The sequence below is a fragment of the Mesorhizobium waitakense genome (assembly GCF_056431085.1).
The window spans coordinates 74,141-87,583 of the sequence record NZ_JBWKME010000194.1; the positions used below are offsets into that span (position 1 = coordinate 74,141).

Here is a 13,443-nt window from a genome sequence, read left to right on the forward strand (position 1 = left end):
GATGGACCATTTGCGCTATTCAGGGCTCCCGTTCGAAGCACAACGTGCGGCGTTTCTCGACATCGTGTCGAGAGATGCGTTGCTGACTGACGCTTTGGCTCGGGCGCGGCGTCTTGCCTTGCCCGACTGGCTGCTGGTCTCCGGTGCGCTTTACAACACCGTCTGGAACCAGCTGACAGGCAAGCCATCGGGTTACGGCGTCAGGGATGTCGACCTGTTCTACTTCGATGACAGCGACCTCTCCTATGAGGCTGAGGATGGCGTGATCGCCGCTGCCGCTCCGGTCTTCGCCGGACTGTCGCTGCCGGTCGAGGTGCGCAACCAGGCTCGTGTCCACCTCTGGTATCCCCTGAAGTTCGGACAGCCGTGCCCGCGCTACACGAGTTCCAGCGACTCGGTCCGCCACTTCGCCTCCAAAACCCACGCGGTCGGGGTCCGCTTCGACGCGGATGGGCAGCTTGACCTCGTGGCGCCGTTTGGCCTCGACGACGTCTTCTCGTTTCGCATCACGCCGAACCGGGTGATGGACAACCGCCAGACGCATGAGGCCAAGGGCGCGCGTGCGAAGGTCAACTGGCCGGAGATTGATGTCGTGCCATGGTAGGCATGCAGAAGAATTAGATATCGCGGGACAGCACCCCCCTCTGTCCTGCCGGACATCTCCCCCGCAAGGGGGAGATTGGATGTCACGCCGGTTTTCGCCAATCGCCAGCACCAATCGCCAACGTCGAGGAAAGGCGATAGCGGTGGAACTGCTGATCTCCCTCCTTGCGGGGGAGATGTCCGGCAGGACAGAGGGGGGTGTTTCGCGCCAACGTCTCACAACCTTTGCGTCGCACGGCGCTCAAAAAAAGAGGCGCCGCAGGCGCCCCTTTCGAGTATCCGGCATGACCAGTTCTCACCCATTCACCAGCGCCAGCAACTCCTCGGTGTAGCGCTTGCCGACGACTTTATCCGGCGACAGCGCATCACCGATGGCTTGCACCTCGGCCGCGCTCAGCTCGATCCCGGCCGCCGCCGTGTTCTGCTCCAGATGGCGGATTTTCCGCGCGCCGGGGATCGGCACGATGAAATCGCCCTGGTGCAGCACCCAGGCCAGCGCCATCTGCGCCGAGGTCACGCCCTTTTCAGCCGCCATTTTCTCCAGCGTGGCGATGACAGCGGCGTTGGCGGCCATGGCGTCGGCCTGGAAGCGCGGCAGACCACGGCGCCAGTCGTCGTCGCTCAAAGCCTCGGGCTTGGCGATGGTGCCGGTCAACAGGCCACGGCCGAGCGGGCTGTAGGGAACGAAGCCGATGCCGAGTTCGCGGCAGACGGCGAGCACCTCGTCTTCCGGGTCACGGCTCCACAGCGAGTATTCGCTTTGCACTGCCGATATCGGATGCACGGCATGCGCCAGGCGGATGGTTGCCGCACTTGCCTCCGACAGGCCGAGCGCCCGCACCTTGCCTTCGCGCACCAGTTCGGCCATGGCGCCGACCGTGTCCTCGATCGGCACGTTGGGATCGACGCGATGCTGGTAGTAGAGGTCGATGACATCGGTGCCAAGCCGCTTGAGCGACGCCTCGGCGACCGCCTTGACGTGCTCGGGACGGCTGTCGACGCCGGCCATGCGGTCGATGCCGGTGCCTTCCTCCAAAATCTTGAAGCCGAATTTGGTGGCGATGGTCACCTTGTCACGAACCGCCTTCAGCGCCTTGCCGAGCAGGATCTCGTTCTCGTAGGGGCCATAGACTTCAGCCGTATCGAAGAAGTTGACGCCGATCTCGATGGCACGGTGCAACGTGGCGATCGCCTCGGCCTCCGGCTGGCCGCCATAGACAAAACTCATGCCCATGCAGCCGAGGCCGACGGGATACACGTTCAATTCAGTTCCTAGCTTGCGGGTTTGCATCACGCGTCTCCTTGTTGCGATGCTTAAAGCGTCGACAACGCGCTTTAAGTCTTAAGCATGTCGTTGCCCCCAAAACCGCTGCGCACTTTTGGGCGACATGCATGGGGAGATAGCGCCTTGCTTTCCGTTCGATAATCGTTTCTCTTTTGCACGGCTTGTTCCAAGAAATAGATCAATGAATCGAACGAACCTCTCCCAACTCGCGGTGCTGGCCACCGTCGCCCGATGCGCCAGCTTTCGCGGGGCCGCCCGCGAACTTGGCATCGCGCCTTCGGCGGTCAGCCATGCGGTGTCCAGCCTGGAGGCGAGGCTGGGCGTTCGTCTTCTGGCCCGCAGCACCCGCAGCGTCGCCCCCACCGAGGAGGGCGCGCAGCTGCTTGAACGGTTGCGGCCGGCACTTTCCGAGATCGACTTTGCACTGGAGACGGCGGTCGAGGCGCGCGACCGACCGGCCGGCAATCTTCGGCTTAGCGTACCGCGCACCGCCGCCCATCTGGTGTTGACGCCACGGCTCGCTGCGTTCGCGGCGGTCTATCCCGACATCGTGCTGGAGATCGTCATCGAGGATCGTTTCACCGATGTCGTCGAAGGTGGTTTCGACGCAGGTGTGCGGCTTGGCGAGAGCTTGCAACGCGACATGATCGCGGTGCGCATCGGGCCGGACATTCGCGGCGCAGTTGTCGGCGCGCCGTCCTATTTCGCGACCATGCCGAGACCGCATCATCCGCGCGAGCTTGCCGATCATCGCTGCATCCGCTTTCGCTTCTCCAGTGGCATCCTCTACCGGTGGGAGTTCGAGAAGGGCGGCGAGGCGATCGAGATGGCCGTGCAGGGACCGCTTGTCCTCGATGAGGACCATCTGATCGCCCAGGCCGTCGTCGATGGTGCCGGGCTCGCCTTTGTCTTCGAGGATTATGTCGCCACGCCGCTCGCCGACGGCCGACTGATCCGCGTGCTGGAGGACTGGTGCCCGCCTTTCGATGGGTTCTTCGTCTACTATCCTAGCCGCCGGCAGATGCGGCCGGCGCTGCGCGCCTTCGTCGATTTCTTCAAGGTGAGCGGATAAACTCACCCGCCCCCTTTTGGGGAGGGTCGCGCTGCAAATGCCGCAAGGCGGCTTTGCGAAGCAGGATGGGGGTCTCGTAGGGCGCACCCCGTCTCGCAATCTCCGCTTCGAGCAAGGGGGAGGGTGAAGCGAAGGAAGAAAGTCCCACCGGCATTCGTTCACGTCCCATGCAGGCATCAATTACCAACAGCACGACCCGGTATGGCTGGGGTGCGATCATTCTTCACTGGCTGATTGCGCTGATCTTTATCGGCCAGTTCGGGCTCGGCTTCATCATGGTGCGGCTGACCAGCCAGCGCACTGCCTTCGAACTGATCCAGCTGCACAAATCCTTCGGCTTTCTGCTGCTCGGACTGGTGATCCTGCGCATCGCCTGGCGCTTCGGCAATGCGGCGCCGGCGCTGCCGCGCTCGGTTGGAACCTTGGAGAGGCGGGCCGCGCCGGTCGCTCACATTGCGCTCTACGCGTTTCAACTGGCCCTGCCCTTGTCCGGCTGGGCGCTGGTGTCGGTGTCGATGCTGGAGATCCCCAGCCTGCCGTTCAATCTTTTCCTCATGCCGAACCTGCCGCTGGCCGAATCGGATGCGGCCGAAAGCTTCTGGGCGTCAGCGCATTGGTATCTCGCCTATGCCGGCATGGCCCTGGTCGTGCTGCATGTCGCGGCGGCGCTGCGTCATCATTTCCAGCTCAGGGATGGCGTGCTCACACGCATGATCACGCCTTCGTTAGAGGACAGTGCGGAATAGAGCGGCCGGGTCATTCGTTCATTGGGTGAGGGCGCGCAGGAAATGCGCTGCCTACAACAAGGAAACACCTCAATGTACACGCGTATCCTCGGATTTGCGGCGGTCGCCGTTTGCCTTGCCATGCCGGCTTCAGCGGCAATAGCGCTTGGCGATGCCGCCGGCAGCTACGCGATCAGCCCGGCCAACTCCTCGATCCGCTTTTCCATCGGCAAGGTCGGTGGTGGCGGCCTCGATGGTGCCTTCGGCCGCTTCAAAGGCTCGATCCGCATCGACAACAGCGACGTCGCCCGCTCGCAGGTCAATTTCACCATATTTCCCGAAAGCGTCGGCACCGGCCAGGGCCGCATCGATGCCTTCCTGCGCTCCGACGCGGTGTTCGATGCCGCCGACAGCCCTGAGATCCAGTTCCGCTCGACCAGCGTGACCCGCACCAGCGACACCACGGCGCTCGTCAGCGGCCGGCTGACGGCGCGCGGCAAGACGTTTCCGGAAGAGTTCACGGCCCAGCTTGGCGACCTCAAGGCCGGCACGATAAAATTCCATGTCACCGGCAAGGTGCTCAGGTCACGCTACGGCATGGACGTCGGCACGCCTATCTATTCCAACATCGTCGACTTCGACATGACGCTGACGGGCAAACGGGGCTAGCCCCTTGCAGAACCCTAGCACCCGCATTGGCTTTTCCTGAGATTTCGGGCAAACCTCGTCGCCTGCAATCGCTATGGAGAAGCCTGATGTTCCGATGGGGTGTGTTGTCGACGGCCAAGATCGGCCGCGAGCAGTTGTTGCCGGCAATGGTCGACGCGGAGAACGGTGTTCTGTCGGCGATTGCCAGCCGCGACCTGTCGAAGGCCAAGGCCCTGGCTGAGCGTTTCGGCGCGCGCCATGCCTTCGGCTCCTATGAGGACCTGCTCGCCTCCAGCGAGGTCGACGGCGTCTACATCCCGCTGCCGACCTCCCAACACGTCGAATGGGCGGCCAAGGCGATCGAGGCCGGCAAGCACGTGCTGGTCGAAAAGCCGCTGGCGCTCGACGCCAAGGACATTCTGCCGCTGATCAAGCTGCGCGATGCCAAGAAGGTGCTGGTCTGCGAGGCCTTCATGGTCATCTACCACCCGCAATGGATCAAGGTGCGCGATCTCATCGCCAGCGGCGCCATCGGCCGCCTGCGCCACGTCCAGGGCGCCTTCTCCTATTACAACGTCGACCCCAACAACATGCGCAACAAGCTCGATCTCGGCGGCGGCGCGCTGCCCGACATCGGCGTCTACCCGACCGTCTCGACGCGCTTTTCCACCGGCAAGGAGCCGCTGCGCGTCCAGGCGACGATTGAGCGCGACAAGACATTCGGCACCGACATCTATTCCTCGATCCGCGCCGATTTCGGCGACTTCGAGCTGTCCTTCTACCTGTCGACGCAGATGGCGGCGCGCCAGGTCATGGTGTTCCATGGCGAGAAGGGGTTCATCGAGGTGTTTTCGCCCTTCAACGCCGGGCTCTATGACCATCACCGCGTCGAACTTCACAACCAGAACCACACGGAGGCGCAGGTATTCCGCTTTCCCGGCACCCAGCAGTACCGGCTGGAGGTCGAGACCTTCGCGCGGGCCGCACAGGGCGGCAAGGAGCGGGTCTTCACGCTGGAAGAATCCGTGCTCAACCAGAAGGTTATCGACGCCATCTTCCGCGCCGGTAGCAAGGACGGTTGGGAGGCCGTCTAGCCTGCCCTTTGTTCGACGCAATTCCGGACGGAAGACCGTTTCACGCTTTTCCTGGAATTGCTTTAGCTGGCAAATGGGGAGGGGAAAGATGGTTGACGATGCGGACGTGATCATTGTCGGCGCCGGCCTTGCCGGGCTGGTCGCCGCCGCCGAGCTTGCCGAGGCCGGCAAGAAAACCGTCATCGTCGACCAGGAACCGGAACAGTCGCTCGGCGGCCAGGCGTTCTGGTCGTTCGGCGGGCTCTTCCTCGTCGATTCGCCCGAGCAGCGGCGCATGCGCATCCGCGATTCGCATGACCTGGCGCTCGAGGACTGGCTGGGCACCGCCGCTTTCGACCGCCCGGAAGATTACTGGCCGCGCAAATGGGCCGAAGCCTATGTCGGCTTCGCCGCCGGCGAGAAGCGCTCATGGCTGATGCAGCGTGGCCTGAAATTCTTTCCCGTCGTCGGTTGGGCCGAGCGTGGCGGTGGCAATGCCATCGGCCATGGCAATTCGGTGCCGCGCTTTCACGTCACCTGGGGCACCGGCCCCGGCGTGCTTGAACCCTTCGTCCAGCGCGTCCGCGAAGCCGAGAAAAGCGGGCTGATTCGCTTCAAATTCCGCCACAGGGTCAACGAATTGACCCGCACGGGTGCCACCGTCGACGGCGTGCGCGGCGACATCCTGCAGCCAAGCACCGTCGAGCGTGGCCACAAGAGCTCGCGCGACATTTCAGGCGATTTCGAGCTTCATGCGCAAGCCGTGATCGTCGCCTCCGGCGGCATTGGCGCCAATCACCAGCTTGTGCGGGAAAACTGGCCGCAGCGGCTGGGCGCGGCACCCGAGCGCATGATCACGGGCGTGCCCGACCATGTCGACGGCCGCATGCTGGCGATCACCGAAGCGGCCGGCGGCAGCATCATCAATCGCGACCGCATGTGGCACTATGTCGAGGGCATCAGGAACTGGGCACCGATCTGGACCGATCATGCGATCCGCATCCTGCCCGGCCCGTCGTCGCTGTGGCTCGATGCCAGGGGCAAGCGCCTGCCGGTGCCGCTCTATCCCGGCTTCGACACGCTGGGCACGCTCAACCACATCATGAGCACCGGCTTCGACTATTCCTGGTTCATCCTGACCAGGAAGATCATCCAGAAGGAGTTCGCGCTGTCGGGCTCCGAACAGAACCCCGACCTGACCGGCAAGAGCTGGCGTCAGGTGCTCGGCCGCGCCACGTCGGGCATTCCGGGCCCGGTGAAGGCGTTTATGGAGAAGGGCGAGGATTTCATCGTCGAGGCCGACCTGCCGAAGCTGGTCGCCCGCATGAACGCGCTGGCCGGCGGCGAGCCGCTGCTCGAACTCGCAAAGGTCGAACGCGAGATCCGCGCCCGCGACCGGCAGCTCGACAATCCGTTCTCCAAGGACATGCAGATCACTGCGTTGCGTGGTGCGCGTGCTTACCTTGGCGACAAACTGATCCGCACGGCCAAGCCACATAAAATGCTCGACCCGGCAAACGGTCCGCTGATCGCGGTCCGCCTCAACATCCTGACCCGCAAGACGCTGGGCGGCCTGGAGACCGATCTCGACAGCCGTGTACTGGGTGCCGACGGCCAGCCGGTGGCGGGGCTTTATGCCGTTGGCGAGGCCGCAGGTTTCGGTGGCGGCGGTGTGCATGGCTATGCGGCGCTCGAAGGCACGTTCCTCGGCGGCTGCATCTTTTCCGGCCGCAGCGCCGGCCGGGCGGCGGCCGCCGCGGTGGCGTGAAACAGCGCCGCGGCGGTCCGATTTCCCGCTTGGGGGCCACATACGCCCAGGCGATAAACATATGACTTTTTTATATTTTTCAGTTTTCGGCCGCCTCGAATACAAATGCGGATGCTTTTATCTTTCTGAGTGCAGCCGGTCCTGAGCCGCTGCAGGCAGTCACCACCTCGTGACGACAGTTAAGAAAGAAGGAAGTCTTCGATGTACCTCTCGGACGGGCTCTATCTGCCCACCCATCGTCCGCTGCCGGCGTCGCAGCTTGAGCAAGCGCGGCGTGCTGCCAACAACAATCGCCGGCCGGTCAGCCTGGTCGCGCCCTTCACTCCGACATTGTGGCTCCTGGTCGCCGGCGGCTTGCTGGTCGCCGCCACCATCGCTGCTCAAGTTTCCTGATCGCAAAGCAGAAGAATATCATGCAACGTTCTCATATCCCCCCTGACGGAAACGCCCTTCACCGTTTCGTGGTTGGGCGCGACGACGAAGGCCACTGGATCGCGCGCGACGAAGAAGGCATGACCGGCGGTGTTTTCGCCGACAGGACCTCGGCTGTTCGTTTCGCCACGATGGAAAGCGGTCATCAGGCCGGCGCGATACGCTTCGCTCCGGCGAGCGTGTGCCTTTCCCTGTTCAACTGATCCTGTTTCCGGCTGCTTTCACCTTTCCGGAACGGTCTGACCATGGACACGTCCAACACTGCCGATCTGGCCGGATTGTTCGATCTTCTCCCGCATGTCGGCAGGCTGATCGAACACCAGCTGTGGGAGGCCGCACGCGGCCTGTCGCTCGACAGATCGTCCCGGCAAGGCCGGCGGTTTGCCGGCCTGGTCGAGGCCGGCGCCACGCTCGGCGCCGTCCTCCTGCTCGTCGCCCTGTCGAAACCGGAGCGCTCGGTTTCGTCGCTCAGCAGGACCGGCGAGCGATGGGTTTGCACCATTCAAACCCCGCCTGTAGCGACGCCAGGCAACGCCTGCATAGCCGAAGCGGACCACACCGATCTGGCTGCAGCGGTGCTCTCGGCTTTGCTTCTTTCGCACCTCGAACAGGCGGCGTCCCCAAACAATCACCAAGGAGAATTTGATTGCCATGACACCCGAACAAGCACGAATGCGCCTGACCGGAGCGATGACCGCGCTGGTAACGCCGTTCACCGACGGCGAGGTCGACCTGAAGCAACTGACCACGCTGCTGCGCTGGCAGATCGAACAAGGGATCAACGGGCTGGTGCCGTGCGGCACCACCGGTGAGTCCCCGACCTTATCGTGGGAGGAGCGCCTCGACATCATCGCGCTCTGCGTGAAAATTGCCGCGGGCAGGGTGCCGATCATCGCCGGCACCGGGACGAACAGCACCGAGACGACGATTGCTCTTTCGACAGCCGCCGAGGCTTTCGGGGCCGACGCTGCCCTCATCGTCACGCCCTACTACAACAGGCCGAGCCAGGAGGGGATTTTCCGCCACTTCGAAGCCATCGCCAGCAAGGTCAAGATACCGATCATCGTCTACAACGTCCCGGCCCGTACCGGTGTCGACCTGTCGCAGGAGACGGTCGAGCGCCTGGCGCAGGTTCCAACCATCGTCGGCATCAAGGACGCCACCGGCGATGTGAACCGCCTGTCCTCGCTTCCTGCCGTGCTGAGGCGCCGCTTCATCTGTCTGTCCGGTCACGACGCGACGTCGTTCGGCTTCAACACCATGGGCGGGCGTGGCACGACCTCCGTGGTCTCCAACGTCGCCCCGCGACTGTGCGTCGAGATGCATGATGCCTGCCGGCAAGGCGACCACCACACCGCTCGGGCCATCCATCATCGCTTGCGGCCACTCATCGCGGCGCTCGAGCTGGAGAGCAATCCGGTACCGGTCAAATACGCCCTGCACCTGGCGCTGGGGCTGAGCCCGGACGTCCGCTTGCCAATGACCCCTGTCCGTCCTGAAACCGCAACGGCAATTCGAGAGGCGATGGTGACTTTGAACGAGGGTGGACCCAGCGCAATGCAATCAGGACGGATTGCGGTCGCGACTGCTCAGCAGCGGTTTTGACGGAGCGGCCTTCCCGTCGGCGGCATAAACCAGGCCCGGTTGGACGATCCATTCGCCAGCCCGCAGCGCTTCGACATCGAAGCGCCCATCGGCGTCGCGCGTTGCAACGCCGACATAGCGATATCGGGATCCGCTCGCATCGATGACCGTATCGGCGATCGGATGGCCGGCGAGCCGGCCGATGATCGCGCCTTGTTCTCTGAGGTCTGCCAGGACAAAATATTCCGTCGGCACCCTGCGGCTGACCCTGGAGGTCAGCCAGACTGAATGTGATCTCATGGTCCTTGAAGCCAGTCTGTCGTTCCGGCCGCCAGTCGAGCGGTTGGGAAGTACATAGTCGCTGGCCGCATAGGAATTCGAGACCAGGTTTTGGCCTGAATTATATACGCCGCATATGGATGACGGCGCTCAGGGGACCCATTCGCCCGTTCCCAAAGCGGCTACCGCATCGACGATCCGCGTAAAGCTGGCGCGGGCGCGGGCGACCGTGTGCCGGGCTCGCAGATAGCCATGCACCAGCCCAGCTTCCTCGAACCAATATGCCCGTCCGCCGGCGGCGGCGACGCGTGCGCGATAGGCCTCGCCGTCTGACGACAGCGGGTCGCACTCGGCAGTGATCAGCACCGTCGGCGGCAGATTGGCGAAGTCGGCGTCGGCGAGCGGCGACAGCGTGATGTCACCGGTCCTATCCACGCCGCCGGTGCGGATGTTCTTGTAGAACTCGAGATCGCGCACGGTCAGCATCGGCGCCTCGGCATGCGTCACATAAGAACCGCGCGAGCGGTCGCCGCCGAGGCCGGGATAGATCAGCACCTGGCCAATCGGCTTGCGCTGATGGCCGCGTGTCGCATGGCTGACGGCAGCGGCAAGATTGCCGCCGGCGCTGTCGCCGCAAAGCACGACGGGATGCTCGCGATTGGCGGTGGCCCATTCGAAGGCGCTCATCACGTCGTCGAAGGCCGCCGGATGCAGGTGCTCCGGCGCCAGCCGGTAGTCGACCGAGACCACCTCATAGCCGGTGCGGGCGCAGAGCTCGGCGCAGACATCGTCATGGCTATCCAGCCCGCCGAGGATGAAGCCGCCGCCATGGAAATAAAGCGCCGTCGCCGCTGCCTGCGGCGCGCTTCGGTAGACGCGGATCGGGATGTCGTGCGTGGGCGCGGCAATGGCGGAGGTTTCGACCGCAACACCCTCGGGATAGCCGGCAAAGAATTCGCGGCACATGCGGTCATAGATCTCGCGCTGCTGTGCGATCGTGTAGTCGATCGTATCAGGCGGATAATAGGAATTGGTTCGCTCGATGAAGGCCCAGGTCTCGGCGTCGATGAGGGCTTTGTAGTCGGTCATGGGGCCGCCACTACTTCCCCTTCCACACCGGCTCGCGCTTTTCGGCGAAAGCGCGAAAACCTTCCATATTGTCTTCGGAGCCGTAGAGGGCATCGACGGTCGGCAACTGGCGGCGCGTTACCTTGTTCATCGCGTCCTGGAAGGTCAGCGCCTCGGCCACCCGCGCCGTCTCCTTGATCGCGGCAAACACCAGCGGCGGGCCGCCGGCGAGCAGCCGGGCGATCTCCCAGACGCGGTCCTCGAGCTTCTCCTTGGGCAGCACCTCGTTGACCAGGCCCCAGCGATGCCCCTCCGCGACGTCCATCCAGCGGCCGGTGAGCAAAAGGTCCATGGCGACATGATAGGGGATGCGCTTCGGCAATTTGATCGTCGCGGCATCGGCCAGCGTGCCGGCGCGGATCTCGGGCAGCGCGAAAGAGGAATGATCGGAGGCGTAGATGAGGTCGCACGACAACGCCAGCTCGAAGCCGCCGCCCACCGCCATGCCGTTGACGCAAGCGATGACCGGCTTGTTGAGGTCGCGCAGTTCCTGCAGCCCGGCAAAGCCGCCGACGCCATAGTCGCCGTCGACCGCATCGCCGCCGGCAGCCGCCTTCAGATCCCAGCCGGCGCAGAAGAACTTGTCGCCGGCGGTCTTGACGATGGCAACGCGCAGATCCGGATCGTCGCGGAATGCCTTGAACGTCTCGCCCATCAGCCGCGAGGTCTTGAGGTCGATGGCGTTGGCCTTGGGCCGGTCGAGCGTGACCTCGAGGATGGTGCCCTCGCGACGGGTCGAAATGACGTCAGACATTCTTCTTGTCTCCCAGCACCAGCAGCGCGTCGGCGATCCAGGCGCCCTTGCCCTCTGTGCAGACGATCAGCGGGTTGATGTCGAGTTCCTCGATCTCGCCGGCATTCTGCTGCACGAAGGCGGCAATGCCCGAGATAGCCTCGATGGCTGCGGCGACGTCGGCTTTCGGCCGGCCGCGATAGCCTTCGAGCAGCGGGAACAGTTTGAGGCCGCGCAACGCCGCCTCGATGTCGTCGCCAGTTGCCGGCAGCATCAGCGTGACGCTGTCGCGCAACAGCTCGACCAGCACGCCGCCGGTGCCCAGCGTCATCACCGCGCCGAACATCGGATCACGGGTGAAGCCGACGATCAGTTCGGCGACGCCGTCGCGCACCATGCGTTCGACATAGAGGCCGGTGCCGAGCGGCAGCAGGTCATGCGCTGCCGTGCTGACGGATTCGGCGTCCTTGAGGTTGAGCCTGACAGCACCGACCTCGGATTTGTGGGTGACGCCCAGCGCCTTCAGCGCCACCGGAAAGCCGAGCGCCATCGACGAGATCACCGCCTCGACCGCATTGGCGGCGCGTTCGCCCTTAGGCACCGGCAGGCCGGCCTTGATCAGCCGCGATTTCGCCTCGGCCTCGTCGGGCGTGATGTGGTCGCCACCGGGCGCGCCGGAGGCGGATGTGTCGATCGGCTGCGCCTGCGGTTCGCGCCATGCCCAGCCGATGAAGGCTGCCGCCTGGGCGGCGTCCATGGCCTCGGAAATGCCGAACAACGGCACCATGCCACGCGCCATCAGTCCGGCCGTGTACTCCTCCGGCAAGTTCTCGGGCAGCGAGGAGACTATGGCGCCTTGCGCCCTGTTGGTCTTCAGCGCCGATTCGAAGGCGCGCAATGTCGCCCACCAGTCGGTGTCCGAGCAGCGGTCGGGGCGCGGGAAGTCCAGCACCAGCATGTTGAGGTCGAAGCCGCCCGACACCATGGCGGTGAAGGTGGCGGTCATCGCCGGCTCGTTGTTCCAGATGAAGGTGTGGTAATCGAGCGGGTTGGCCACCGCCACCAGCGGCCCGAGCGTCGATTTGACATGAGCGCGGTGCGAACCGGTCAGTTCAGGGAAATTGACCCAGCGACCTTCTGCGCTGTCGGCCATGACAGACGCCTCGCCGCCCGAGCAGCTCATCGACGACAGACGATAACCCGGCAAGGGTCCGGTGACATGCAGCAGCTTCAGCGCCTCGATGAAGGCGGGAATGGAATCGACACGGGCAATGCCCAGCCGCCTCAGGAAGGCGCCCGAGGCCGCGTCCGAGCCGGCCAGCGAGGCGGTGTGCGAGACTGTCGCCTGCCGCGCCTGTTCGGAACGTCCGACTTTCATGGCGATGATCGGCTTCTTCAGCTCGCGTGCCCGGGCCGCCAGCCGTTCGAAGCCGGCTACCGAATCGAAGGCCTCAATGTGCAGCCCGAGCGACGTGACCCGCTCGTCCTCGATCAGGCCAAGCGCCATTTCGGACAGGCCGGTCTGCGCCTGGTTGCCGGCAGTCATCAGGAAGGCGATCGGCAGGCCGCGCTTCTGCATCGTCATGTTGATGGCGATGTTGGACGATTGGGTGATGATGGCGACGCCTTTGCCGCCCTCGGACAGCCTGATGCCGCCATGCTGGTCGGGCCACAGGAGTGCGCCGTCGGCATAGTTGATCAGGCCATAGCAATTAGGCCCGATGATCGGCATCTGGCCCGCCGCCGAGACCAGCTCGGCCTGCAGCCGCTCGCCGTCGTCGTCATAGGCCTCGGTCTCGAGGAAGCCTGCGGCAAAGCAGACGGCGCCGCCGGCGCCGCGTTCGGCCAGCGCCTTGACCACCTCGATGGTCAGGTGGCGGTTGACGCCGACAAAGGCGGCGTCCGGCGCGCCGGGCAGGTCGGCTACCGAACGATAGGCCTTGCGGCCGGCCACCTCGTCCTTGGTCGGGTGCACCGGCCAGATATCGCCTGCAAAGCCCATCTTGATCGACTGCGCGACGACGGCGGCGGCCTGCGCGCCACCGAAGACAGCGATCGACTTCGGCCGCAGGAGACGTTCGAGTTTATGCATGATGGTTTTCTCGTTGGAGCA

At 64.3% G+C, this 13,443-nt stretch carries 15 protein-coding genes; 9 read left to right on the forward strand and 6 right to left on the reverse strand.

Translation table 11 applies throughout. The features are described from left to right. Nucleotide 1: 1 nt before the first annotated feature. Nucleotides 2–604 (forward strand): nucleotidyltransferase family protein, encoded by a 603-nt coding sequence (locus AC07FD_RS36215; RefSeq protein WP_478353724.1) that lies wholly within the window; start codon nt 2–4, stop codon nt 602–604. 294 nt (nt 605–898) lie between these two features. Here the strand turns inward: AC07FD_RS36215 and AC07FD_RS36220 are convergent, their stop codons facing one another. Further along, a complete protein-coding gene (locus tag AC07FD_RS36220) occupies nt 899–1,894 on the reverse strand; it encodes an aldo/keto reductase (protein WP_478353725.1) in 996 nt (331 codons plus the stop codon). A 175-nt stretch (nt 1,895–2,069) separates the two neighbouring features. Between AC07FD_RS36220 and AC07FD_RS36225 the strand changes: the two genes are divergently transcribed. The 7 genes from AC07FD_RS36225 (at nt 2,070) to AC07FD_RS36255 (ending at nt 7,809) form a co-directional block, all read left to right on the forward strand. Further along, nucleotides 2,070–2,960, forward strand: coding sequence for a LysR family transcriptional regulator (locus AC07FD_RS36225; RefSeq protein ID WP_478353726.1), 891 nt, complete (start codon nt 2,070–2,072; stop codon nt 2,958–2,960). A 167-nt stretch (nt 2,961–3,127) separates the two neighbouring features. Then, nucleotides 3,128–3,706, forward strand: a complete 579-nt coding sequence (locus AC07FD_RS36230; protein ID WP_478353727.1) for a cytochrome b — start codon at nt 3,128–3,130, stop codon at nt 3,704–3,706. Nucleotides 3,707–3,778: 72 nt separating this feature from the next. After that, a complete protein-coding gene (locus tag AC07FD_RS36235; RefSeq protein ID WP_478353728.1) occupies nt 3,779–4,354 on the forward strand; it encodes a YceI family protein in 576 nt (191 codons plus the stop codon). A gap of 86 nt (nt 4,355–4,440) precedes the next feature. Beyond that, nucleotides 4,441–5,427: a Gfo/Idh/MocA family protein gene (locus AC07FD_RS36240; RefSeq protein WP_478353729.1), complete on the forward strand. Its 987-nt coding sequence runs from the start codon at nt 4,441–4,443 to the stop codon at nt 5,425–5,427. 88 nt (nt 5,428–5,515) lie between these two features. After that, nucleotides 5,516–7,174, forward strand: a complete 1,659-nt coding sequence (locus AC07FD_RS36245) for an FAD-binding dehydrogenase (RefSeq protein WP_478353730.1) — start codon at nt 5,516–5,518, stop codon at nt 7,172–7,174. Nucleotides 7,175–7,375: 201 nt separating this feature from the next. Continuing rightward, the gene (locus AC07FD_RS36250) at nt 7,376–7,567 is read left to right on the forward strand and encodes a hypothetical protein (RefSeq protein WP_478353731.1); all 192 of its coding nucleotides are present in this window, start codon (nt 7,376–7,378) and stop codon (nt 7,565–7,567) included. Nucleotides 7,568–7,587: 20 nt separating this feature from the next. Beyond that, nucleotides 7,588–7,809, forward strand: a complete 222-nt coding sequence (locus AC07FD_RS36255; RefSeq protein ID WP_478353732.1) for a hypothetical protein — start codon at nt 7,588–7,590, stop codon at nt 7,807–7,809. An 18-nt stretch (nt 7,810–7,827) separates the two neighbouring features. Here AC07FD_RS36255 and AC07FD_RS36260 read toward each other — a convergent pair whose 3' ends face one another. Then, a complete protein-coding gene (locus tag AC07FD_RS36260) occupies nt 7,828–8,259 on the reverse strand; it encodes a hypothetical protein (RefSeq protein WP_478353733.1) in 432 nt (143 codons plus the stop codon). Between AC07FD_RS36260 and dapA the strand changes: the two genes are divergently transcribed. Continuing rightward, nucleotides 8,258–9,211, forward strand: coding sequence for a 4-hydroxy-tetrahydrodipicolinate synthase (gene dapA, locus AC07FD_RS36265; protein ID WP_478353762.1), 954 nt, complete (start codon nt 8,258–8,260; stop codon nt 9,209–9,211). The two genes, AC07FD_RS36260 and dapA, sit on opposite strands and share 2 nt — an antisense overlap. Here dapA and AC07FD_RS36270 read toward each other — a convergent pair. The 4 genes from AC07FD_RS36270 to AC07FD_RS36285 form a co-directional block, all read right to left on the reverse strand. Continuing rightward, nucleotides 9,170–9,490: a hypothetical protein gene (locus tag AC07FD_RS36270; protein ID WP_478353734.1), complete on the reverse strand. Its 321-nt coding sequence runs from the start codon at nt 9,488–9,490 to the stop codon at nt 9,170–9,172. The two genes, dapA and AC07FD_RS36270, sit on opposite strands and share 42 nt — an antisense overlap. A 129-nt stretch (nt 9,491–9,619) precedes the next feature. Further along, entirely contained in the window at nt 9,620–10,558 is a 939-nt protein-coding gene (locus tag AC07FD_RS36275) for an alpha/beta hydrolase (RefSeq protein WP_478353735.1), read from the reverse strand. A gap of 10 nt (nt 10,559–10,568) precedes the next feature. Continuing rightward, entirely contained in the window at nt 10,569–11,351 is a 783-nt protein-coding gene (locus AC07FD_RS36280) for a carnitinyl-CoA dehydratase (RefSeq protein WP_478353736.1), read from the reverse strand. Next, the gene (locus AC07FD_RS36285; RefSeq protein ID WP_478353737.1) at nt 11,344–13,422 is read right to left on the reverse strand and encodes an acetate--CoA ligase family protein; all 2,079 of its coding nucleotides are present in this window, start codon (nt 13,420–13,422) and stop codon (nt 11,344–11,346) included. The genes AC07FD_RS36280 and AC07FD_RS36285 overlap by 8 nt, the downstream gene beginning before the upstream one ends. Nucleotides 13,423–13,443: the final 21 nt, after the last annotated feature.